The organism is Candidatus Desulfofervidus auxilii, from assembly GCA_030262725.1.
Taxonomy (GTDB): domain Bacteria; phylum Desulfobacterota; class Desulfofervidia; order Desulfofervidales; family Desulfofervidaceae; genus JAJSZS01.
Map to the genome: position 1 here is coordinate 144417 of JAJSZS010000002.1, position 22035 is coordinate 166451.

Annotated in this window: 22 protein-coding genes; 21 read left to right on the top strand and 1 reads right to left on the bottom strand. The window is 32.2% G+C overall.

The features are described 5' to 3' along the window. The first annotated feature begins 47 nt into the window (after positions 1–47). Positions 48–455, top strand: coding sequence for a DUF3568 domain-containing protein (locus LWW95_02045; GenBank protein MDL1955824.1), 408 nt, complete (start codon positions 48–50; stop codon positions 453–455). Here LWW95_02045 and LWW95_02050 read toward each other — a convergent pair. Beyond that, entirely contained in the window at positions 433–1182 is a 750-nt protein-coding gene (locus LWW95_02050) for a prepilin peptidase (protein ID MDL1955825.1), read from the bottom strand. The genes LWW95_02045 and LWW95_02050 overlap by 23 nt on opposite strands. A gap of 113 nt (positions 1183–1295) precedes the next feature. Here LWW95_02050 and LWW95_02055 point away from each other — a divergent pair, with 113 nt between their 5' ends. The 20 genes from LWW95_02055 to LWW95_02150 all read left to right on the top strand — a co-directional run bounded on the left by LWW95_02055 (position 1296) and on the right by LWW95_02150 (position 22031). Further along, entirely contained in the window at positions 1296–3599 is a 2304-nt protein-coding gene (locus LWW95_02055) for an MMPL family transporter (protein MDL1955826.1), read from the top strand. Further along, positions 3596–5056, top strand: a complete 1461-nt coding sequence (locus LWW95_02060) for a B12-binding domain-containing radical SAM protein (GenBank protein ID MDL1955827.1) — start codon at positions 3596–3598, stop codon at positions 5054–5056. Before LWW95_02055 ends, LWW95_02060 begins: the two co-directional genes overlap by 4 nt. A 10-nt stretch (positions 5057–5066) precedes the next feature. After that, positions 5067–5801: a hypothetical protein gene (locus tag LWW95_02065; GenBank protein ID MDL1955828.1), complete on the top strand. Its 735-nt coding sequence runs from the start codon at positions 5067–5069 to the stop codon at positions 5799–5801. Next, on the top strand, positions 5794–6696 hold the full coding sequence (locus LWW95_02070) for a hypothetical protein (GenBank protein ID MDL1955829.1): 903 nt from the start codon (positions 5794–5796) through the stop codon (positions 6694–6696). Before LWW95_02065 ends, LWW95_02070 begins: the two co-directional genes overlap by 8 nt. After that, positions 6687–7145, top strand: a complete 459-nt coding sequence (locus tag LWW95_02075) for a hypothetical protein (GenBank protein MDL1955830.1) — start codon at positions 6687–6689, stop codon at positions 7143–7145. The genes LWW95_02070 and LWW95_02075 overlap by 10 nt, the downstream gene beginning before the upstream one ends. Beyond that, positions 7142–8110 (top strand): class II aldolase/adducin family protein, encoded by a 969-nt coding sequence (locus LWW95_02080; GenBank protein MDL1955831.1) that lies wholly within the window; start codon positions 7142–7144, stop codon positions 8108–8110. Before LWW95_02075 ends, LWW95_02080 begins: the two co-directional genes overlap by 4 nt. Positions 8111–8113: 3 nt before the next feature. After that, entirely contained in the window at positions 8114–9538 is a 1425-nt protein-coding gene (locus tag LWW95_02085; GenBank protein ID MDL1955832.1) for an aldehyde dehydrogenase family protein, read from the top strand. Positions 9539–9558: 20 nt separating this feature from the next. Beyond that, positions 9559–10422 carry an outer membrane lipoprotein-sorting protein gene (locus LWW95_02090; GenBank protein ID MDL1955833.1) on the top strand — a complete coding sequence of 288 codons (864 nt, stop codon included), beginning with the start codon at positions 9559–9561 and terminating at the stop codon, positions 10420–10422. Positions 10423–10433: 11 nt separating this feature from the next. Beyond that, complete coding sequence (locus LWW95_02095; GenBank protein ID MDL1955834.1) at positions 10434–11834, top strand: DUF1302 family protein; 1401 nt, start codon at positions 10434–10436, stop codon at positions 11832–11834. 9 nt (positions 11835–11843) lie between these two features. Continuing rightward, positions 11844–13295, top strand: coding sequence for an AMP-binding protein (locus LWW95_02100; GenBank protein ID MDL1955835.1), 1452 nt, complete (start codon positions 11844–11846; stop codon positions 13293–13295). Then, the gene (locus LWW95_02105) at positions 13292–14395 is read left to right on the top strand and encodes an N-acetyltransferase (protein ID MDL1955836.1); all 1104 of its coding nucleotides are present in this window, start codon (positions 13292–13294) and stop codon (positions 14393–14395) included. Before LWW95_02100 ends, LWW95_02105 begins: the two co-directional genes overlap by 4 nt. 170 nt (positions 14396–14565) lie before the next feature. Next, positions 14566–15105, top strand: a complete 540-nt coding sequence (locus LWW95_02110) for an RsbRD N-terminal domain-containing protein (protein MDL1955837.1) — start codon at positions 14566–14568, stop codon at positions 15103–15105. A 14-nt stretch (positions 15106–15119) separates the two neighbouring features. Next, positions 15120–16130, top strand: coding sequence for a sulfate reduction electron transfer complex DsrMKJOP subunit DsrM (gene dsrM, locus LWW95_02115; protein ID MDL1955838.1), 1011 nt, complete (start codon positions 15120–15122; stop codon positions 16128–16130). Positions 16131–16133: 3 nt separating this feature from the next. Beyond that, positions 16134–17789, top strand: coding sequence for a (Fe-S)-binding protein (locus LWW95_02120; protein MDL1955839.1), 1656 nt, complete (start codon positions 16134–16136; stop codon positions 17787–17789). Positions 17790–17792: 3 nt separating this feature from the next. Further along, on the top strand, positions 17793–18179 hold the full coding sequence (gene dsrJ, locus LWW95_02125; protein MDL1955840.1) for a sulfate reduction electron transfer complex DsrMKJOP subunit DsrJ: 387 nt from the start codon (positions 17793–17795) through the stop codon (positions 18177–18179). Beyond that, the gene (locus LWW95_02130) at positions 18179–18949 is read left to right on the top strand and encodes a 4Fe-4S dicluster domain-containing protein (GenBank protein MDL1955841.1); all 771 of its coding nucleotides are present in this window, start codon (positions 18179–18181) and stop codon (positions 18947–18949) included. The genes dsrJ and LWW95_02130 overlap by 1 nt, the downstream gene beginning before the upstream one ends. A 12-nt stretch (positions 18950–18961) precedes the next feature. After that, on the top strand, positions 18962–20119 hold the full coding sequence (gene nrfD / locus LWW95_02135; protein MDL1955842.1) for a polysulfide reductase NrfD: 1158 nt from the start codon (positions 18962–18964) through the stop codon (positions 20117–20119). A 13-nt stretch (positions 20120–20132) separates the two neighbouring features. Then, the gene (locus LWW95_02140) at positions 20133–20312 is read left to right on the top strand and encodes a hypothetical protein (GenBank protein ID MDL1955843.1); all 180 of its coding nucleotides are present in this window, start codon (positions 20133–20135) and stop codon (positions 20310–20312) included. A gap of 100 nt (positions 20313–20412) precedes the next feature. Then, positions 20413–20601: a 4Fe-4S binding protein gene (locus LWW95_02145; GenBank protein ID MDL1955844.1), complete on the top strand. Its 189-nt coding sequence runs from the start codon at positions 20413–20415 to the stop codon at positions 20599–20601. Positions 20602–20663: 62 nt separating this feature from the next. Then, a complete protein-coding gene (locus LWW95_02150) occupies positions 20664–22031 on the top strand; it encodes a TldD/PmbA family protein (GenBank protein MDL1955845.1) in 1368 nt (455 codons plus the stop codon). Positions 22032–22035 lie beyond the last annotated feature (4 nt).

The window sequence follows — 22035 nt, forward strand, 5'->3', positions numbered from 1 at the left end:
TATAATTAAATTTTGTTACAGTTGCTTTAAATGTTTGAGGAGGTGGAATGATGTTGCGTAAAAAATTTTTGTTTTTATTAATTTTACTTTTATGTGGTTGTGCTGCTATATTAGTTGGCACAGGAGCTGGTGTAGGTATTGCTGGCTATAAATACATTGAGGGTGCTCTTGAGATAGAGTATATAGCTCCATATGAAAAGGTTTGGAAGGCTACCAATCTAGCATTAAAAGATGCAAACATTCGTATAGAAAAAATACAAAAGGACGCTATAAATGCCAAAATTGTAGCAAGAAAGGCAGATAACACTAAGGTAATAATTAAATTGAAAAACAAACCCTCTGGTATTGTTAAAATGAGCATTAGAGTGGGGCTTTTTGGCAATGAAGAAGCTTCTTTAATTATTAAAAAGGCAATTGATAAAAGGTTAGGTATTAAGGAAAAGGGGAAAGTTTAAAGTTTGGGAAAAAGATTGAATAAATTGCACCTAAGGAGAGAAATGGCCCAAAAGGAATAGGAAAGTAACGGTCTTTTTTAAAAAAAATTATCCATATTATTCCTACAAAACTACCTATTAAAGAAGAGATAAAAATCACTAAAGGGATGGCTTTCCATCCCAAAAACGCCCCAATCATAGCAAGAAGTTTGATATCTCCTCCCCCCATTCCTTCTCTTTTTGTGAAAAGATAATAGCTATAAGCAATGAGAAATAAACTTCCACCCCCTAATAAAGTACCTAAAAGGGCATCCTTAAAAGAAATATGTGGTAAAAAGATACTGCTTAAAAGACCAATGGCGATACCTGGCAAAGAGATTTCGTCAGGAATAATTTGCTGCTTTAAATCAATAAAACTAATAACAATCAGAGCGTAAATAAACAGAAGATAAATAACTGTTATGAAAGAAAGTCCATAACGATGGTAAACGATTAAAGTAAAAAGACCAGTCATAAATTCCACTAAAGGATACTGCCAAGAAATAGGTTTCTTGCAATAACGACACCTTCCTTTAAGAAAAATAAAACTCAAAATAGGAATATTTTCATACCAACGAATTGGAGTATTACAATGAGGACAATGAGAACCAGGAGAAATAATAGATTTTCTTTGAGGTAAGCGATAGATACAAACATTCAAAAAACTGCCTATAATAGTACCTAAAGAAAAAAGAAAAAAACTTATCACATCCGTATATTTAAACTTTTTGATTAAAGAGTCAACAGACTTGACTTTTTAGTAAAAATTTTTTATTTAGCAATGTTAAAATTTAACTATTTGAATTTTAATGAAAAGATTTTATGAAAACGTGTCTTCTTGCTAGATATATTTTAAAATTTCGTTTTATAGGTGTATTTTTTCCACTATTACTTTGTATATTTTCTCTTTTTATAATTAGGGATTTAAAAATCGAAACTCATCAATATGACTTTATTCCTACAAATCATTCCTTCATTTCTGTTCAAAAGATACTTACTGATATCTTTGGTGGGCTAAATCGAGTAAATATTGCTATTGAAGCAAAAAATGGTAATATACTGAAACCTTCTATTTTAGAAAAAGTAAAAAATCTAGCAGAGGAAATTCAACTTCTTGATGAAGTTGATCCAAGACGGGTACGTTCTATTTTCTCCCATAATATTAAACATATTGAAGTACATCCTGATGGTTTTTATGTACAGAGGCTTTTAAGAAATGTTCCCTCTTCTCCTGAAGAAATAGCTGTTTTAAAAAAGAAAATTTTAAAAAATCCTTTAGTTTATGGCCCTCTTATTTCTAAGGACTTTAAAGCCACACTTATTCAGGCAGAGTTTCGTGAGGATGTGTCTTCAAAAAAGATATATTCCAAAATTAATGAGATTATCAATCGTTATCATGGAGATGATGTAAATATTTATATTAGTGGTCGTCCAATCTTAGAAGGCTATATTGATGCCCATTTGACCTCTATTATTCATGTTTTTTTAGTTACTTTAGTTATTATCCTGTTTCTACTATTTTTAGCCTTTCAGAAAAAACGCGGTTTTTTGTTGCCCCTTTTAGCTGCTAGTATGTCAGTAGTTTTCAGTATGGCAACTTTAAACTTGCTTCATCTTCGCTTAAATCCTTTTACCATCCTGCTTCCTTTCCTTATCTTTGTTTTAACTATTGCTCATAGTATCCAATTCATGGAGCGATATTTTGAAGAAAGTTCTGTCAACAGAGATAAAACTCAAGTAGGTTATGCTGTTTTAAGCTCTTTATTAAATCCCATTCGCGCTTCACTTTTTACAGATTTTCTAGGTTTTGCCTCCCTTATTCTTATCCCTATCCCTGCCATGCGAACAATAGCTATTTTGGGTAGTTTTGGTGTATTGAGTATTTTTATTACTGTAGTTTTATTCTTGCCTGCTTGTTTTGCAGTTTTTTCTTTACCTGATGTCAAAAAAAATAATCCAAATTTAGGGCTAGTTGAGGCTATTTTAAAAAAGTTCATTAGTTTTTGGCAGAAAAAGTGGCAGAGATTTTTAATCCTTTTACTTTTTGTCTTTTTCTTTATTTTAGCTATTTACGGGTTAAGGCATATAGAAGTAGGAGAAAATGAACCAGGTACTTCTATCCTTTATCGTGATGCCCCATACAATGTAGCAGAAAGAAAAATCAATGATTATTTTTCTGGCTCAAATCCATACTATATCTTAGTTGAAGGGAAGGAGCCAGAAGCATTGCTTAAAGCAGAAGTAATTAAGGAAATGGATAATTTAGAAACTTTTTTAAGAAAAAATTTAAAAGAAGCTGGTTATAGCCTTTCTATAGCTGATTATATGAAGCTCATGAATCTGGCTATTCAACATCGCTTTGAGGTGCCAAAAAAGGATAAAACTATAGGAGAGTATATTTTTCTTTATGAAAGTAATGCCTTTCCTGGAGAGTTTGATGTTTTTATTACACCAGACCACCGTTTTGCCAATATTCGGTTAGATTTGAAGGACTGCCGAGGTAAGACAATAGAGAAGGCTATCACTTTAACAGAAAAATGGGTCAAAGAAAATCATAACAGTCCTTGGGTAAAATTTAAATATGCTGGTGGCTTAATTGGTATTTTAGGGGCAACAAATGAAGTGATTAAAGATGGATTATTTATAAGTATGGCAGTCTTAAGTGTTCTCATTTTTATTCGCGTAGCTTTAGCACTTCGTTCTTTTACTGGTGGTCTTATCCTTTTTATTCCATTGATTTTCAGTATGGCTGTTACATTTGGTAGTTTTGGTCTTTTTCATATTCCTTTTACTGTAGCTACTTTGCCAGTAGCTGCTATGGGGACAGGTCTTGGCATTGACTTTAGCATCTATTTAGCTTCTAGGATTAAGGAAGAAAGAGAAAAAAATAAAGATTTAATTACTGCTATAAATCAAGGTGTTCTTACTTGCGGTAAGGCTGTATTTTTTACAGGTACAATTCTTACAATTGGCGTCATATCTTGGTTATTTTCTTCTTTAAAACTTCAGGCTAAATTAGGTGGCACTTTAGGATTCCTTTTATTTTTAAATATGCTATCTGCTCTGATAATTTTACCTATATTTCTGTTAATATTCAAACCAAAATTTTTAGGAGGAAAACAATGAAAGTATTATTTTTACAACCACCTATGGGAGGCTGGGTTACTTGGGGAAGGCATATTGCTATAAATGTCAACCATGCTCAATTAGCCGCTAATTTAAGAGAATGGTATCCAGAGATTGAAATTAAAGTTTTGGATTGTCGTGCTTTAAGGATGGATGAAAAACAGATGATTGATGCCATAAAAGAAATAGAGCCTGATTTGGTTTATATGGGAGATGCCTTACAAACAACAGGTGTAGCTGCCATTCATCCAAGGTATAAAAATGCAGCTAATCTTATTAAAAAAGTCCTGCCAGAGACGTTGGTCTGTGTAGGTGGATTTTTTTATGGAGCAAATGCAGAAAAGATGCTTGAAGAAACACCTGAATTTGATTTTGTCATTTCTGGTGAAACAGAAGTTACTATGCCAGAACTGGCGAAGGAATTAAGCAAAAAAGACCCCAATATCCCTTCAATTAAAGGTTTAGCTTATCGTGAAAATGGGATTGTAAAACTTACAGAATATCGCCCTTTAATAAAGAATTTAGATGATTTACCTCTGCCAGCTTATGATTTATTCCCCATGGATAAATATATCGGTTTTAATTATGTGAGGCATTATGTTGAAACATATCATTCTAGGGGTTGCCCAAATGGATGTCGTTTTTGTGTAGGTTGGACAAATTATGACCCAAGGGGAAATAGGGATTGGACTTGTTATCGCTTTCGTTCAGGCAAAAGAGTAGTAGATGAGTTGGAATTATTGGAAAAAAGATTTGGAGCAAAATGGGTAGTAATGATGGATGAGGATTTTAATGTAAATCGAAAAAGGATAGAGGAGCTTATTGAAGAAATGAAAAGAAGAAAACTTAAGATTAAATTCTTCTTTATGGGTCGTGCTCCTTATTTTTTAAGGGATAAAGATTTGCTTAAAGAATTAAGGGAAGTTGGTTTTATCTGTGGATTATTTGGTATGGAGGCAGTAGATGAAGAAACTTTAGAGAAGATAAATAAAGGGATTAGGATAGATGAGGTAGAGGAGGCAATAAAAGTATTTCGGGAAAATAATATTATGTCTGTTGTTACTTGGATGGTAGGTTTCCCTGATGATGATGAATGGAGGATTAAATATCGCTTTGAAAGGTTAGATAAGATTGATCCAGATATGGCTGCCTTACAAATTATGACACCTTTGCCAGGTATCCCTATGTATGAGGAATTAAAACCTTATATTGTAGATAATGATTTAAGAAAATGGGATTTTCAACATGCAGTAGTAAGGACAAAATATTTAAGCAAAGAGGACTTAGGAAGATTAGCTGCTTGGTCAAATAGGGAATTTTATTCCAAACCAGGTCGCTTTCAAAGGATCTTATATTATAAAGGTTTTCATCCATTCTGCCGTCTTGTTGCTAGGTCTTATATAGAAACAGCAGAAGCCCATACAAGGGCAGCTGTTTATGATGAAATATTTGTTTAGAGGATAAAAAATGATGAAAAGGGATGTTCATATTACACCAATGGATTTATTAAAATCAGTTCAATTTAAAGAAGGGGATTTGGCAAAGATTGCTATTATCAGTGGACAACCTCAAAGGGTATCCATGGCTCTTGAAAAATTAAAAAATCCTATAAGAAATTTTAGTGCCTTTGGTTATACATTTTGGACGGGTAAATATAAAGATAAGCGGGTAACAGTAGGAAATGGTGGTCTTTATGCACCAGATTCAGCTTTAATTACTGAATTACTTTGTGTTGCTGGAGTAGATTATCTTATTAGGCTTGGTTCATGTGGAGGAATGCGAGAAGACATAAAGATTGGTGATTATGTATTGGCTGAGAGTGCTTTAAGAGGAGATGGGGTAACAAAATATTACGTAAGTGATGGTTTTATTCCTTATGCAGATAAGGAATTAAGCAATAAACTTGAAGAAGTTTTTAAAAAACGGGTGCATAGAGGCATAGTTTGGACAACTGATGCATTGCTTAGAGAGACAAAGGAATTAGTTAATAATGCTATTAGTAAAGGGGCAATTGCTGTAGATATGGTGACAAGTCCTTTTTTAACCATTGCTCAAATATATAAGAAGAAGGCAACAGCTATATTGGTTGTAAGTGACAATTTGATTACTGGTGAGATAGGTTTTTCAAGTATTAGATTCTTTGATGCAGAAAAAAGGATGATTGACCGTGCTTTTGATTTAATTGGAGTGATTGATGAATAGTCCATTGGCGTTTCCGGTAAGATTTAAAAATAATACTATCTATGTCCTTGATGAGACAAGATTGCCATTTGAAGAAATTTATATTGAAGTAAAAGATTTAAATGATGCTTTAAAAGTACTTGGTGAAATGAAGACAAGAGCCTTTGGGCAAGTATTATTATTTTTTTATACCTGTGTCCTCTTAGGGAAGGTTGATGAAGTCGCTTTAGCATTTAAAAAGAAGCGACCTACTTTTGACTTTTTTCATTTAGCAGAGATGGTAAAAGGAGTTTTTCAAAAAATGCCTGATATAAAAGAAGCAATAAATATCATTGTAAATGGATTTGAAAAGAAGAGAAAAGAGCGTGCAAAAAAACTGGCTCATTTATTGCCTAAATCTTCTCAGATTCTAACTATATGTAATCTAAATGGTGAGCTTGTTTATTTATATGAAGCTTTAAAAGAAATAAAAAAAGAAGCAATGTTTTTTGTTTCTGAGACAAGACCATATTTACAGGGTACAAGACTTACTTTTTGGGAATTAAGTAAGGCTAATATTCCAGCAAAATTAATATGCGACAATCAAGCAGCTATTTTAATGAAAGAAAAAAAGATAAATTGTGTAATTGTTGGTTCAGATAGGTCTAATAAAAAGGGAGATATTATAAATAAGATAGGTACTTACCCCCTAGCTAGATTAGCTTACCATTTTCATATTCCTTTTTATGTCCTTACCCAATATCCAAAAGAAATAGATATAGAAAAGATTGAAATAGAGGAACGTCCTGAAAGAGAAGTGTTTATGTGGCTTAAGGAAAGAGATTTTCCAAAAGCAGTTTATCCAGCCTTTGATATTACTCCAAATAAATATATTTCTGGCTGGATAAATATTTCAGGTGAAATAAGATGCGTTTAAAAGAGATAAATTTTACTTTGCTCATTTGGGGTATGCCCTCAAAAGAGGGAATAGAGAAAATTAAGAAAAATAATTTGCTTATTCTTGTTCCTGAAATGAGGCCTTATCTTTTAGGCTTAAAAGTAGCAGAAATACTGAAAGAAGAAGGAATAGAATCTATTTATGCCACTGATAATATGTTAGGTTTGCTTTTTTATAAAAATAAAATAAAAGAAGTTCTGTTTTTTTATAAGGACAAAAATAATAATCATTTTTTAGGTATTTGTGGAAGTCTTTATGTCTGCCTTTTAGCCAAATTGCATCAGGTGCCTATTAAGGCATTAAAAGGAGAAAAAATAAATTTTAAAAATCTTGATCAGGACGCATCAACTATTGATGGATATTTGTTTTTAAAAAATTCAGCTATAGAAGCAAGAGATGAATTTGTGCCTATGGAGATCATAAAATGAACTATGAAAAAGAAAAAGAGGAAATCATATTTTGGGGGAGAAAACTATATGAAAGGGGTTTAGTTTGTGGTAGTTCTGGAAATATATCCAAAAAAGTTAATGATAAAATCCTCATTACTGCTCACAACAGCTATTTAGGCTTTTTAGAAAAAGAAGATATCTTAATTTTAGATAGAGATGGAAAAATTTTAGAAGGTGATAAAAAGCCTACTTCGGAAATAGCATTACATTTAGCTATTCATAAAAATTTTTCTGAAAAGATAGTTATTCATGCCCATTCACCCTATACAGTTTATTACTTTCAATATTTTAAAATATTAAAACCTCTCACTTTTGAAGAAAAATTTTATTTAGGAAAAATCCCAGTTATTCCTCAAAATACACCTACAGTTACAGATATTTTACCAGTTATTGATGCATTAAAGAAAAACAATATTGTTGTTTTAAAAAATCATGGCATTGTAGCCATTGGGAATGATTTTAAATCCACATTTTCATTAATTGAGCTTTTAGAAATAAATGCAAAATTAAGTCTAATTACTCAAGCTATATCACAAGTAAAAGAAGAAATTAAGGAAGAAAGACATTTAGAAAAGTGTAAGTTATTTTCCAAAGAGCATATTTCTTCTTTAGTAGACATTATAAACAATGATGAAACTGTTCAGTCTTTGGGAAAGACATATAACCTTACAACAATTTTATGTGTAAGGGACGAGAAAGAAGCAATTTCTTTTTATTATGAAAAAGGAAAAATTATAAAGGTTAAAAATGATGAAGAAAATGCAGAGTTTATATTTTCAACAAAAAGGGAGATTTGGAAACAAGTATTTAATGGTGAGATTGATCCATTTGTTGCTTTTAATCAAGGGAAAATAAAGTTAAAAGGTGATTTTAATAAGCTTTCCAAATGGTTTCCTGTTTTTGAAAGGACATTTGAACTTTGGAAAAAAGTAGCAGTGGATTAAGGAATGGAAAGTTATAGTATGTATATAGGTGGAGAATTTAGGGATAAAAAGGAAAAAGTCTTAATAGAAAATCCAGCTACAGAGGAAATTATTGCTCAGATGCCTCAAGCTGATGAAAATGATTTAGCATTCTGTATAGAAAAAGCAAAATCAGCACAAAAAATTTGGCAAAATACATCTTTTAAAGAAAGAAAAGCGCTATTATTGGAAATTTCTCAAACTATTCTTAAAAATTTAAAAAGATTAGCAGAATTAGAAACAATTGAAATAGGAAAACCTATAAAAGAAACACTTTTTGTTGATATTCCTTTAGCAGCTAAATGTTTTGAATATTATGCCTCTTTGATAGAAAATATTTCTTTTCCCTCCTTTTCTACTGAAGATACTATAGACATCATTCAATATCAGCCATTTGGCATTGCTGCAATATTTTTGCCATATAATGTTCCATTAATGATATTTGGTTTTAATGCCGCTTCTGCCTTAGCAGCCGGAAATGCCATTATTGTTAAACCATCTGAATTTGGCAGTTTATCTTTGTTAGAATTGGCAAAATATATTGATGAATTAGATTTTCCAAAAGGACTGATAAATATCATCACAGGAGAAGGGTCTATTATTGGAAAGGCATTAGCCTCATCTGATGTAGATATTATCTCTTTTACAGGCTCAAGCGAAAGTTTTAAGAAAATGTTTGAAAATATGAAAAATCCAAAAAAGATTATATGTGAATTAAGTGGTGTGAATTTAGCTATTGTCTTTTATGATGCTTTGTTGGAAGAGGCAGCCGAAAATATTGTTGCTTCAGCTTTTATGAAACAGGGACAAATGTGCATTAATACAAGTGTTTGTTTAGTTGAAGAAAGTATTTATGAAACATTTTTAAGAAAACTCATTGAAAAAACAGAAAAAATAAAAGTAGGAGACCCTACTTCTCCTTTAACAGGCATGGGGCCATTAAGGTCAAAAGAACATTTAGAGGAAGTGATTAAAAAAGTAGAAAAATTTAAAGAAAAAGGAAAGATTACTAAAGGTGGAAATAGATTAGGGACAAAAGGCTATTTTTATGAGCCTACTATTATAGAGATTGAGGAAATGATTTATGAGGAATGTTTTAATCCTATTTTGTTGATAAAGAAGTTTAAGGAAGCAGAAATAAAAGAGTTAATAGAAAATAATCCTACCGGCTTAGTGCTTCAAATCTGGTCAAAAAATTTAAAAAAGGCAAAAGATTTAGCAATGAATGCTAAGTATGGGACTGTTTGGATAAATACATTTGCTCAGATGGATGCCTTTACCCCATTTGGTGGGTTTAAACAGAGTGGATGGGGAAGGGTATTAGGAAAATGGGGTTTATTTGAATATCTTCAACCAAAACATATTGGGATTTCTTTTAACAAAAGTCAGGTGTCAGGTTGGTTTGGATAAACCTTAAAAGGAGGTAAAAAATGAAGAAGTTTTTGTTATGGGTTTGTTTTTTAATCTTTTGGTCAAGTCTTGCCTTTTCTGCTACTTGCCGTCCGCCTGATTTACCAGAAAGTCCAACAGTAGAGCAGATTATGAAAAGGTGGTTTGATATTAAATTCACACGTTATGCAGATGATGTCTATTACACAGGACAAGTAGTTATGATTGATAAAACAGGATTTAAAAGGACAAAAAAATGGATTAGGCGCCGTTTAATTATGCATGGGAAAAAGGGAGTAGATTATAAAGATTTAGTTGTTATGACATATCCTGAATATACAAAGGGTTTGGCAGTTTTAACTTGGGCATATTTAGATGTAAGAAAACAAAATGACCTTTGGCTTTGGTTGCCTTCTTTGAAGAAGATAAGGAAAATATCTCAAGCAGAAGAAGATGATGCATTTTTGGGTAGTGAATTTACAGTAGAAGATATCACTACAAGACGTTATGGTTATGAAAGTTATGAACTTTTAGGAGAAGAAAATTTCCCAGGCTATACAAGTCGTTATGATGGAAAGACATATTTTAAAAATACACCATGTTATAAAATAAAAGGTATTCCAAATAAAAAGGATTGGTATTATAGCTATCGTATTATTTGGGTAGATAAAAAGACAGGTATTTGTATTTTTGATGAATTTTACGATAAAGCAGGCAGAAAATTTAAGATTGTCTTTCGCTACTATATTACTCCAGAAAAAGATTGTTGGGTTTCAAAGATATGGGAAGTCTATAATTTCCGCACAGGTCACACTGATTGTATAGACATTCAAACTTATAAATTCAACATTGGTTTAAAAGAACGCCATTTTAGTCCAAGAATTCTTGAAAGAATGGAATGGTAAGGAGGTACAAGATGAAGAGATTAATAATCTTTCTATTAGTATTATGGCCTATTATTAGCTATGGGACTATTTTGGAAAAAGGCCCAATTACAATAGAGGGTTATATAAAGAATGAAACTGGATGGAATATGAATGAAAATAAATTTATGAAGATTTTGAATGTAATTGATCTAAGAGGACAATTTAGACCAAATGATTACCTTTCTTTTTATGCACATATCAATAAATTTTGGGATAGTGCTTATGGACGTGTAGGTGAATATAGGGCAGCTAAAGATGATATGTACACAAATAAGGCTTGGCATGGTTTGAGTTGGGTAAGGGAAATGTATGTAGACTTTTTTTCAGACTATGTGGATATAAGGGCAGGAAAACAGATTGTGACTTGGGGAGCAGCAGATGGTATCAGGATTCTGGATCAAGTTAATCCTTTAGATTATAGAGAATTTACTTTAAAAGATTGGAATGAAATAAAGATTCCACTTTGGATGTTAAAAGTTGAGATTGCTCCTACAGTAAATGGCAGTCTTCAATTTTTATTTATACCGGATTTTGAACCAAATTATTTAGCTACAGATAACGCACCTTTTGCATATACACTAACAAGAGATGCATATAATGCATATAAAATATTAAGAAATTTTGGTTATCATGTTGTAATAAAAAAAGAAATGCCAGCTGAAACATTTGAAAATGCAAAATTTGGTATCAGATGGCGGGATGTAATAAATAGTTTTGAATACACATTGAATTACCTTTATGGCTGGAATATGAATGCAGAAACTTATTCTTCAATAGATATGACTACAGCTACAGGCCCTTCTCCTCTTCCTGGTTATCCTCCTATTGGTTCTACATATTATTTTGTTAAAAAATATAGTCGTATTCATCTTTGGGGTTTTTCTTTTTCAAAAACTTTAGTGAGCGGACTATTACAAGGTCTTACTATTAGAGGTGAATTTGCTTATTTTAAAGATGTTCCTATGGCATATAGATTACAGTCAAAAACCTATTATCATAAAGTTGACCAATATAAATATGTTATTGGATTAGACAAATATATTGTTACAAATTGGCTTTTTAGTTTTCAATTTATACAATTAATAAATAGTAAAGGGAGCTGCCAAGGGCAAAAATTCATATTACCTTCAGGTGGTACGATGGATAAAGTTTCAACTTATTTAACCTTAAAAATTGCTACTGATTTCTTTCATGAAAGAGTAAAGCCTGATATTCTTATTCTTTATGGTGATGACAATGAATGGCGTATTAGTCCAAAGGTTTATATTGAAATCGGTGATCATGTTACTACAACAATTGGTATGCATATATTTGAGGGTGATGCTGAGGAATTATATGGAGAATTTGATGACAAAGACGAAATCTATTTCCAATTAAAGTACAGCTTTTAGGAGGAAACAATGGATGTTTATAAAGCTTTAGAAAAATTAGCTCAAAAATATCCTCAAAAAGAGGCATTAATCTTTGGTGAAAGAAAAGATACATTTGAAGAGTTATTTATAAAAGTAAGACGCTTAATGGGCTCATTTAAAGCATTAGGTATGGAAAAAGGGCAAAAAATTGCTATTTATTTACAAAACTGTCCAGAATATGTGTATGCTTATCTAGCAGGATTAAGTTTAGGAATAACAATTGTGCCTTTAGATATGTCTTTAAAAACAGAAGAATTAAAAAATATTTTGTCCCATTCTGAAGCAGAATATTTAATTGCCCAAAAAAATATAAGATTGGAATTGCCTAATTTAAAAAAATTAGATATAAATACTTTAATTTCTCAAGGAGAAAAAATAGATGGAGAAACAGTTAAAGAGACAGATTTAGCTATTATTATTTATACTTCTGGCACAACAGGTATACCAAAAGCAGTCCCTTTGACTTATAGACATCTTGATTCCCCTGTCGCTACTTTAGGCTATTTTGGTTATGATGAATGGCTTGAAAGAAATATTTGCTATATACCTCTTTCTCATATGGGAGGTCTTGTTTATCTTCTAATGACCCTTGGCTTTGGCAGCACTTTGGTATTAGGGAAAAAGTTTATTCCTGGTGTTTTTTTAAGAGAACTTGATAAATATAAAATTACAGCCACTTGGCTTCCTCCTTCTATCTTAGAAATGCTTTTAATGACAAAGGAAATAAATGAAGTTTCATTAAAATCTTTAAAAGCTATTGTCTATTTTGGTGCTCCTAGCCATCCAAGATTATTTATGGAATTTGAAAAAAGATTTCCTCATATAAAAGGTGTTACAGGTTGGGGATTAACAGAATCTGCAGCACCAAATGTACTTTTGCCAAGAGACATGCCTAAAGAAAAGAGATATAAAAAGGGGATTGTTGGAAAACCTGCTCCTTGGGTAGAAATAAAGATTGTTGATGAAGAAGGGAATATGCTTCTACCTGGACAAATAGGAGAAATATTGTTAAAAGGTTGGTTTGTTATGCCTGGATATTATAAAGCACCACAATTGACAAAAGAAGTAATAAAAGATGGTTGGCTCTATACAGGAGATTTGGGATATTTAGATGAAGAAGGATATCTTTATATTACAGGGAGAAAAAAAGAAGTAATAATTGTAGGAGGTCTTAATGTCTATGCAAGTGAGGTGGAATTTGTTATCTCTGAGCATCCAAATGTGAAGGAAGTGGCAGTGGTGGGTGTGCCAGATGAGTTAAGAGGGGAGACAGTTAAGGCTGTAATTGTTACTAATGATGGCACACAAATAAGCCCTCAAGAAATTATAAATTTTTGTCGTAAAAGATTACCAAGTTATAAAATGCCCCGAATTATTGAATTTAGAAGTAGTTTACCTAAAACACCATTAGGAAAAATCAAGAAGGCAGAATTAAAGTGATTCAGATAAAAGAGGTTAAAAGTAAATCAGAATTGAATAAATTTATTAAACTTCCATGGAAAATCTATAAGGATAATCCTTATTGGATTCCTCCTTTAATTTCAGAAAGAAAAAAATTTTTAGATCAAAAGAAAAATCCATTTTTTAAACATGCTAAGGTTAAGCTATTTTTGGCTTATAAAAATAGTGAAATTGTAGGGAGAATAGCAGGTGTAATAGATTATCAATACATTAAATATTATAAAAAAAATGCAGGTTATTTCGGCTTATTTGAATGTATCAATGATTATGCTGTTGCCTCTGCTCTTTTTAAAAAAGTTGAAATTTTTTTAAAAGAAAATGGAATAGATTGCATCCTTGGCCCAATGAACCTTTCTACAAACCATGAATGTGGTTTGCTAATAGAAGGTTTTAACCTTCCTCCTGTAGTTATGATGCCTTATAATCCTCCTTATTATCAAAAATTTATAGAAAAATATGGTTTTAAAAAGGCAAAGGATCTCATTGCCCATTTTGTTGATTTTAGTAAGGTAGATGAAAATGTATTTGAAAAAATTAAAGAAAAGGCAAATAAAAAGGATTTAAAAGTAAGGGAAATTAAAATAAATGATTCAGCAGAAATAAAGAGAATAAAAGAAGTTTATAATAATGCTTGGGGAAGAAACTGGGGATTTGTCCCTTTAACAGATGAAGAATTTGATTATACAGCAAAGGAGTTAAAAAAAATTGTCATTCCTGACTTAGCTTTAGTAGCAGAAAAAGATGGAAAAATTGTTGGATTTAATATAGCTATTCCAGATATCAATCCAGTGTTAAAGAAATTAAATGGAAAACTTTTTCCTTTTGGTATATTTAAATGGCTTTATTATTCTAGAAAAATAAATCTTGTGCGTGGTTTAACATTAGGTATAAGTGAGAAATATAGATTTATTCTTGGCCCTTTGCTTTTTTTAAAAATTCTTGAAGTATCAAAAAAAAGAGGCTATTTAAAGTGGGAAATTGGTTGGGTATTAGAAGATAATGCTATTGTAAATAATGTTTTAAAAAAGATAGGTGCTAAGCCTTATAAAAGATATAGAATTTTTATCAAACAAATCTAAATTTTTCTCTTGACAAAATGTGATAAAATGTATAAAAAGGTAAAAGAATCTTTTTATCCAAAAATATTGAATAAAGTGTTTAACACGAAAAAATGCTTGACAAGGGAAAAACAATGTGTTATAGACTTGCCCTAGATTATTTTTCATAAAGGTTTTTATTTGAGGTAAAAGTGGAACAAATTAGGAAATTCTTATCTGAAAAAAAATCCAATATTTTAAATAAGTGGTTTGAAAGGATTGTAAGTACGTATCCACTTGAGACACAAAAATTCCTTCGTAGAGAGAAAGATAGATTTGCTAATCCTGTAAGAAGCAGGGTTTGGGAAGGTATAGAAGGTGTAATTAATGCTCTTATTAAAGGGGATGAATCAAATATATCAACTTCTTTAGATAACATAATTAGAATAAGAGCAGTACAAGATTTTACTCCTGCACAAGCTTTAGCATTTATATTCTTCTTAAAAAAGGTAGTTCGTGAAGAATTAACTGAAGTAACAAAAAATAGCGAATTGTTAAATGAATTATTAGAATTTGAAAATAAAATAGATGAGTTGGCATTGCTTTGCTTTAATATTTATATGCAGTGTCGAGAAAAAATTTATGAAATAAGAGTAAATGAAATAAAGAGACTTACATATAGTTTGCTAAAACGAGCAAATTTAATATATGAGATTCCTGATTTTAAAGACTACAAAAAGACTATAATTTAAAATGAGGTGAATAAATGAGTTTTAATCTTGCTTTTTACTTTTCATTTTTTGTTGTTTTAGGTTTAATAGGAATAGCATTGCTTGGTGTAGCTGGAGCAAAGTTGTATGTGGTTTTTGGAGTGGTGATTCCTTATCTTTCTGTAGTGATATTCTTTGCAGGTATGATTTATCGGGTATTTAAATGGGCAAGTTCACCTGTACCTTTTAAGATTCCTACTACTTGTGGACAACAGAAAAGTCTTCCTTGGATAAAATATAGTCGTCTTGAAAGTCCTTTTACCACTTTTGATGTAGTATTGAGAATGTTACTTGAGGTATTATTTTTTAGAAGCTTGTTTAGAAATGTGAGGGTAGAAATAAGGAAAGGAGGGCCGAAAGTTATTTATTGGTCAAATAAATGGCTCTGGTTAGGTGCCATTCTTTTCCATTATTCTTTTCTTATTGTTCTAATTAGACATTTAAGATTTTTTACCACGCCAGTTTGGTCTTTTGTGCGTTTGATTGAAAGTGTGGATGGTTTTTTACAGGTAACTTTACCAGGATTATATATAAGTGGTATAGTTCTTTTAGTAGCTACTGTTGCTTTACTTTTAAGAAGAGTATTTGTACCGACATTGAGATACATTTCTTTAACATCTGATTATTTTCCATTATTCCTTATTATAGGAATTGCCCTTACAGGTATTATTATGCGTTATATTTATAAGGTAGATATTGTTTCTGTAAAAGAATTAACGATGGGGCTTGTTACCTTTCATCCTAAAATACCAGAAGGTATAGGTAGTATATTTTATGTTCATTTGTTTCTTGTAAGTGTTCTTTTTGCATATTTTCCATTTAGTAAATTAGTTCATATGGCAGGTGTATTTTTGAGTCCAACTCGAAATATGCCAAATAATAATCGAGCAGTTAGACATATTAATCCTTGGAATCCGCCTGTAGAAGTACATACTTATGAAGAATGGGAAGAAGAATTTAAAGATAAAATTAAGGCTGTGGGATTACCATTAGAAAAGGAGGAATAGAAAATGGCTGAATCTGAATTTTGTCCAGAAAAGGACGAATTAATAAGGTCTATAGATTATAGACCACCTGATAAGCCTTGGATGGAGACAAAGCCTGTATTTAAAAAAGGAACTTATTGCTTTGCTGCTCGTGAAAAGCATTTAGCATATCTTGGTTTTCCTAATCCCAGAGAATGGGAAGTAGGAGCTGAAGATTGGCAGTTACCAGAGAATTGGAAAGAAATATTTATAGCAGGAATGGAAGATAGACTAAAGAGATTTCGTTCTTTTAGACTTTTTATGGATATCTGTGTAAGATGTGGTGCTTGTGCAGATAAGTGTCATTTCTTTATTGGTGGTGGTGACCCTAAAAATATGCCTGTACTTAGAGCAGAGCTTCTCAGGTCTATTTATAGAAGATATTTTACTTGGCCTGGAAAAATTTTAGGGAAGCTTGTTGGTGCTAGAGACCTTGATTATGATGTGCTAAAAGAAATATTTTACTATGCCTTTCAATGTACAGAATGTCGTCGTTGTTCAGTATTTTGTCCTTATGGTATTGATACATGTGAAATTACAATGATGGCTCGTGAATTGCTTGTCTCACTTGGTTGTCATGTTGCTTGGACTATAGAACCTGTAGCTAATTGTCAGCGCACAGGAAATCATCTTGGTATTATGCCACATGCATTTAAAGAAACATTTGATTTTTTAACAGATGATATTTATGATGTAACAGGTATTAAGATAGAAACACCTATTAATCAAAAGGGTGCAGATATCCTCTTTGTTGCTCCTTCTGGTGATTACTTTGGTACAGAAGGTACTTATACTTGTGAGGGTTATTTAATTTTATTTGAATATCTCCGCCGTAAATATGGACTTACTTATACTTGGAGCGCCTATGCTGGTGAAGGTGGAAATTTTGGTATGTTTACTTCTAATGAAGCACAAAAGAGACTTAGTGCAAAGATATATGCTGAAGCCAAGAGATTAGGAGTTAAATGGATTATTGGTGGTGAATGTGGTCATATGTGGCGTGATAAGCATCAATATATGGATACGATGAATGGACCTGCAGATTTTCTTGAAGAACCAGTTAATCCTATTACAGGTACAAAATTTGAAAATGCAAAATCAACAAAAATGATCCATATTTGCGAATTTACGGCAGATCTTATTAGACATGGAAAATTAGATTTAGATCCCAGTAGAAATGACCATCTAATTGTTACTTTTCATGATTCATGTAATCCTGCTAGAGCAATGGGGCTTTTTGAAGAACCAAGATATATTATTAGGAATGTTTGTAATAACTTTTATGAAATGCCTGAAAATACAATTAGAGAAAAAACTTTCTGTTGTTCAGGTGGGGCAGGTGTAGGTTCAGATGAGTTCATGGAGATGAGAATGCGGGGAGGAATATGTAGAGCAAATGCAGTAAAATATGTACATGATAAATATGGTGTAAATCGCCTTTTATGTATCTGTGCAATTGATAGAGCAACTTTAGCTGCTATGATGGAATATTGGGTACCTGAAGTAGATGTTGGTGGCATTCATGAATTAGTAGCTAATGCATTAGTATTTCCAGGTGAAAAAAGCCGAGATACGGATTTACGTGGTTTACCACTTAAAAAACCTATCAAAGGAAGAGAAGAAGGAGAAATGGAGGAATAAATAATGTATGATGGAGGTAAAATTCTTACAGGTCTTGTTATTGGTATAGCCTTATTGACCTTTCCTCTTTGGTATAATTTAGGAAAAGCAGCAAAGGTGGCAGAGCCAAAACTTACTCCTAAAGCAGAACAAGCGAAGTATTGTGTAGAGCCTAAAGAATATATGGTAGCAGAACACATGGCTTTGTTAGATAAATGGAGAAATTGGGTAGTGCGTGATGGTTATAGGGTTTATGTAGGATTTAATGGAAAAGAATATGATATGAGCCTCCAAAATACTTGTATGGATTGTCATTCAAATAAAAAGAAATTTTGCGATGAATGTCATAATTATGCTGGTGTAAAACCTTATTGTTGGACATGCCATCTTGAGCCGAAGGAGGAGGAATAATGCGTATAAATAGAAGGAAATTTTTAAAAATAGCAAGTATTTCTGTATTAGGTTTTGGAGTCAAACCAACAATTGATTTATTTGCTGGTCATGAGGCTAAAGCAAAGATTAAGAAGAGTCCAAAGGCTTTGCGTGCAAAAAGATGGGCTATGGTAATAGATTTAAGAAAGATGAATGAGGAAATCGCTAAAAAATGTATAGAAGCATGTCATCTTTTCCATAATGTGCCTCATATACCTGATAAAAAACGGGAAATTAAATGGATTTGGACTGAACCATTTGAACATGCTTTTCCAGGTCAAAGTCATGAGTTTTTAGGAACAGAATTGATAGAAAAACCTGTTTTAGTGCTTTGCAATAATTGTGATAATCCTCCTTGTGTGCAAGTTTGTCCAACTAAGGCAACATTCAAAAGAGAAGATGGCATTGTTATGATGGATATGCATCGTTGTATTGGTTGTAGATTTTGTATGGCTGCCTGTCCTTATGGTTCAAGAAGTTTTAATTGGATGGATCCTCGTCCTTATATTGAAAAAGAAAATCCAGAATATCCGACAAGAGAAAAAGGAGTAGTTGAAAAATGTGATTTTTGTGCAGAAAGATTAGATAAAGGGCTTATGCCTCTTTGTGTTGAGGCATCTGAGGGTGCAATAATTTTTGGTGATTTGGAAGATCCTGAATCAGAAGTAAGAAGGGTATTACGTGAACGTTATAGTATTCAGCGTAAGCCTGAATTAGGAACAGGGCCATCAATTTTTTATTTAATATAGGAAGAGGGAGCTATGTTTGAAAAAGCATTACAAGGAAGTCGTAAATATTGGGCATTGGTTTGTTTTTTAGCTGCTTTAGCTGGTTTGGGTTTTATTCTTTTACTTTGGCAGTTGAAGGTAGGGTTGAAAATAACTGGAATGAGTCGTGATGTCTCATGGGGTTTCTATATTGCTCAATTTACCTATCTTGTAGGAGTAGCAGCTGGTGGTGTAATGGTAGCTTTACCCTGTTATTTCCATAATTATAAAGTATTTGGAAGAATTACTGTTTTAGGAGAATTTCTTGCTGTAGCAGCTATTGTGATGTGTCTATTATTCATTATCATTGACCTTGGGAAACCAATGCGTTGTCTCAATGTATTGTTACATCCAACGCCAAATTCAATCTTATTTTGGGATATGGTTGTTTTGAATGTCTATCTTCTTCTAAATCTTATTGTTGGTTGGATGGCTTTAGAATCAGAACGTTATGAGGTGCCACCACCAAAATGGGTAAAATTTTTAGCATATTTTTCTGTTGTTTGGGCACCTTGTATTCATATAGTTACTGCATTTATTTACTCTGGGCTTCCTGGTAGGCACTTTTGGCTTACTGCTATTATGGCACCTCGTTTCCTTGCATCTGCATTTGCAGCTGGTCCTTCATTTATTGTGCTTTTCTGCTTAATTATAAGAAAATTTACAAAATTTGACCCAGGAAAACAGGCAATTCAAACATTAGGGAAAATTATAACATATACTATTATTATCAACTTCTGTTTCTTCTTATTTGAAGTTTTTACTACCTTTTATAGCCAAATACCAGAACATATGAATCATTTTAAATATCTTTTTGTTGGTTTAAAAGGTCATGCGAAGCTTGTGCCTTGGATGTGGGTATCCCTTATAGGTATGTTTATTGTATGTATACTTTTAGCAATTCCTGCTATTCGTAGGAATGAAGGTTCATTAGCATTTTGTTGTGTATTAGTAATTATTACAACATGGATAGATAAAGGACTTGGTTTAGTTACAGGTGGTTTTGTTCCTAATCCTTTAGAAGAAATTACAGAATATTGGCCTACTGTACCTGAAGCATTGATTACTTTAGGTGTATGGGCAACTGGTTTTCTAGTTCTTACTATACTTTACAAAGTGGCTATTTCAATCAATGAAGAATTAGGAGAGTAATTTTGGAGGAGATATGCCTATAGCAAGGGTTTTAGGTATCCTTATTGTATTTGGGATTGTATTTATGGTCTTTGGTGGTGCAGTATGGCATTTTACTGAATCTTGGAATGCTGTGATTCTTGGGGAAGCTGTTGTTGCACTTATTATTATTCCTCCTGTAATTATTCAGGCAAGAAAAACCAGACATTCATAAAATTGAAAAAATTTTTTTATTGACAAAATTCATTCTTTTATTTATAAGCTTCTTTGAGTTGTAAAAAATGTTTATTAATTTTTATAAAAGGAGGTAAAAGATGCCATTTAGACCAAGTAATGACAAGGATTGCTGTACGGGGTGTGGTGAATGCGTAGAGATTTGTCCAGTAAATGTGTGGGAATTGGTAGAAGGGAAATCGGATCCGGTAAATGCTGATGAATGTGTAGGTTGTATGAGTTGTGTTGAGGTTTGCCCAGATAATTGTATTACTGTAGAAGAGATATAAAAAATTCAGAAAAAAATTTATAAGAAGGGGGGAGGAAACTCCCCTTTTTTATTTTAATAACAATGGAAAAATTAGAAAAAATTTTGCTAATATTAAAGAAAAATGCTGATTTAGCAGATATTTTTTGGGAAGAAACAATTTCAACTTTTATACTTTGTGAAAATAAAAAGTTAGAGAAGGTAAGTATTGGTAAAGATGTTGGGATTGGAATGCGTATTTTAAAGAAAGGGAAGACAATTTATGGTTTTACTAATGATATGGAATTTCCAAATCTTAAAGAATTGGCTAGTTTTCTTTCTCAAGAAATAAAATATAAAGATGTTTCTCAAACTTATCCAATTGAAAAAAAACCATCAGTAGAAAGTTTAGTTAAAACACCTCCTTGGGAAACAGAGCTTATTGAAAAGGCAAAATTTGTTCAAAAAGCTGAAAAATTGGTATGGCAAAAGAGTTCTTTTGTTCGTCAAGTAAAAGTCTTATATAGAGAAAATATTAGAAACACTTTTCTTATTACTTCTCTTGGTCATGCAATAAGAGAAAGGCAGGTAAGGGTTCTATTTTATGTTTTAGTAGTAGTAGAAAAAGATGGTATTCTTCAAACTGGTTATGAGCCAATAGGTATTACTGGTGGATTAGAATTATTTGAGAATTTTCCTCCTGAGCATGTAGCTGAAATAGCAACTGAGCGTGCTTTAAAGATGCTTTTTGCTCGTCCTGCTCCAAGTGGTAGCATGCCTGTAGTTCTATCTGGTGAAGCAGGAGGTACTATGATTCATGAAGCTATTGGTCATGGACTTGAGGCAGATTTAGCTTTAGAAGGACTTTCTGTTTATGCAAATAAATTAGGGGAACAAGTTGCTTCTCCTTTAATTACTGTTGTTGATGATCCAACTATTCCTCAACAATTTGGTTCATATATTTATGATGATGAAGGGATTCCAGCACAAAGGACAATTTTGATTGAAAATGGTGTGTTAAAAAGTTATCTTTATAATTTAGAATACGCCTTAAAACAGGGTGTTGAAAGTAATGGTCATGGTCGCAGACAATCATATCGTTTTAAACCTATTCCTCGCATGACTAATACATACATTGCACCAGGAAAAACCCCACCATCAGAAATTATTAAACAGGTAGAAAAAGGAATATTTGTGAAAAAGATGGGTGGTGGACAAGTAAATACTATCAATGGTGACTTTGTATTTGAAGCAGAAGAAGCTTACCTCATTGAAAAAGGAAAAATTGGTGAGCCTGTAAGAGGTGCTACTTTAGTAGGGAATGGCCCAACAATATTAAAATCTATTACTATGATTGGGAATGACCTTTATTTTGGTATTGGTACTTGTGGGAAAGATGGACAGAATGTACCAGTAAGTGATGGTCAACCTACCCTCCTTATACCAGAAATGGTAGTGGGGGGTACTGCTTAAATTC

What these genes read in the sequence shown, in the direction of transcription:
- LWW95_02045 (MDL1955824.1), top strand. Translation starts at nt 48, where the DNA reads ATGATGTTGCGTAAAAAATTTTTGTTTTTATTAATTTTACTTTTATGT.
- LWW95_02055 (MDL1955826.1), top strand. Translation starts at nt 1,296, where the DNA reads ATGAAAACGTGTCTTCTTGCTAGATATATTTTAAAATTTCGTTTTATA.
- LWW95_02060 (MDL1955827.1), top strand. Translation starts at nt 3,596, where the DNA reads ATGAAAGTATTATTTTTACAACCACCTATGGGAGGCTGGGTTACTTGG.
- LWW95_02065 (MDL1955828.1), top strand. Translation starts at nt 5,067, where the DNA reads ATGATGAAAAGGGATGTTCATATTACACCAATGGATTTATTAAAATCA.
- LWW95_02070 (MDL1955829.1), top strand. Translation starts at nt 5,794, where the DNA reads ATGAATAGTCCATTGGCGTTTCCGGTAAGATTTAAAAATAATACTATC.
- LWW95_02075 (MDL1955830.1), top strand. Translation starts at nt 6,687, where the DNA reads ATGCGTTTAAAAGAGATAAATTTTACTTTGCTCATTTGGGGTATGCCC.
- LWW95_02080 (MDL1955831.1), top strand. Translation starts at nt 7,142, where the DNA reads ATGAACTATGAAAAAGAAAAAGAGGAAATCATATTTTGGGGGAGAAAA.
- LWW95_02085 (MDL1955832.1), top strand. Translation starts at nt 8,114, where the DNA reads ATGGAAAGTTATAGTATGTATATAGGTGGAGAATTTAGGGATAAAAAG.
- LWW95_02090 (MDL1955833.1), top strand. Translation starts at nt 9,559, where the DNA reads ATGAAGAAGTTTTTGTTATGGGTTTGTTTTTTAATCTTTTGGTCAAGT.
- LWW95_02095 (MDL1955834.1), top strand. Translation starts at nt 10,434, where the DNA reads ATGAAGAGATTAATAATCTTTCTATTAGTATTATGGCCTATTATTAGC.
- LWW95_02100 (MDL1955835.1), top strand. Translation starts at nt 11,844, where the DNA reads ATGGATGTTTATAAAGCTTTAGAAAAATTAGCTCAAAAATATCCTCAA.
- dsrM (MDL1955838.1), top strand. Translation starts at nt 15,120, where the DNA reads ATGAGTTTTAATCTTGCTTTTTACTTTTCATTTTTTGTTGTTTTAGGT.
- LWW95_02120 (MDL1955839.1), top strand. Translation starts at nt 16,134, where the DNA reads ATGGCTGAATCTGAATTTTGTCCAGAAAAGGACGAATTAATAAGGTCT.
- dsrJ (MDL1955840.1), top strand. Translation starts at nt 17,793, where the DNA reads ATGTATGATGGAGGTAAAATTCTTACAGGTCTTGTTATTGGTATAGCC.
- LWW95_02130 (MDL1955841.1), top strand. Translation starts at nt 18,179, where the DNA reads ATGCGTATAAATAGAAGGAAATTTTTAAAAATAGCAAGTATTTCTGTA.
- nrfD (MDL1955842.1), top strand. Translation starts at nt 18,962, where the DNA reads ATGTTTGAAAAAGCATTACAAGGAAGTCGTAAATATTGGGCATTGGTT.
- LWW95_02140 (MDL1955843.1), top strand. Translation starts at nt 20,133, where the DNA reads ATGCCTATAGCAAGGGTTTTAGGTATCCTTATTGTATTTGGGATTGTA.
- LWW95_02145 (MDL1955844.1), top strand. Translation starts at nt 20,413, where the DNA reads ATGCCATTTAGACCAAGTAATGACAAGGATTGCTGTACGGGGTGTGGT.
- LWW95_02150 (MDL1955845.1), top strand. Translation starts at nt 20,664, where the DNA reads ATGGAAAAATTAGAAAAAATTTTGCTAATATTAAAGAAAAATGCTGAT.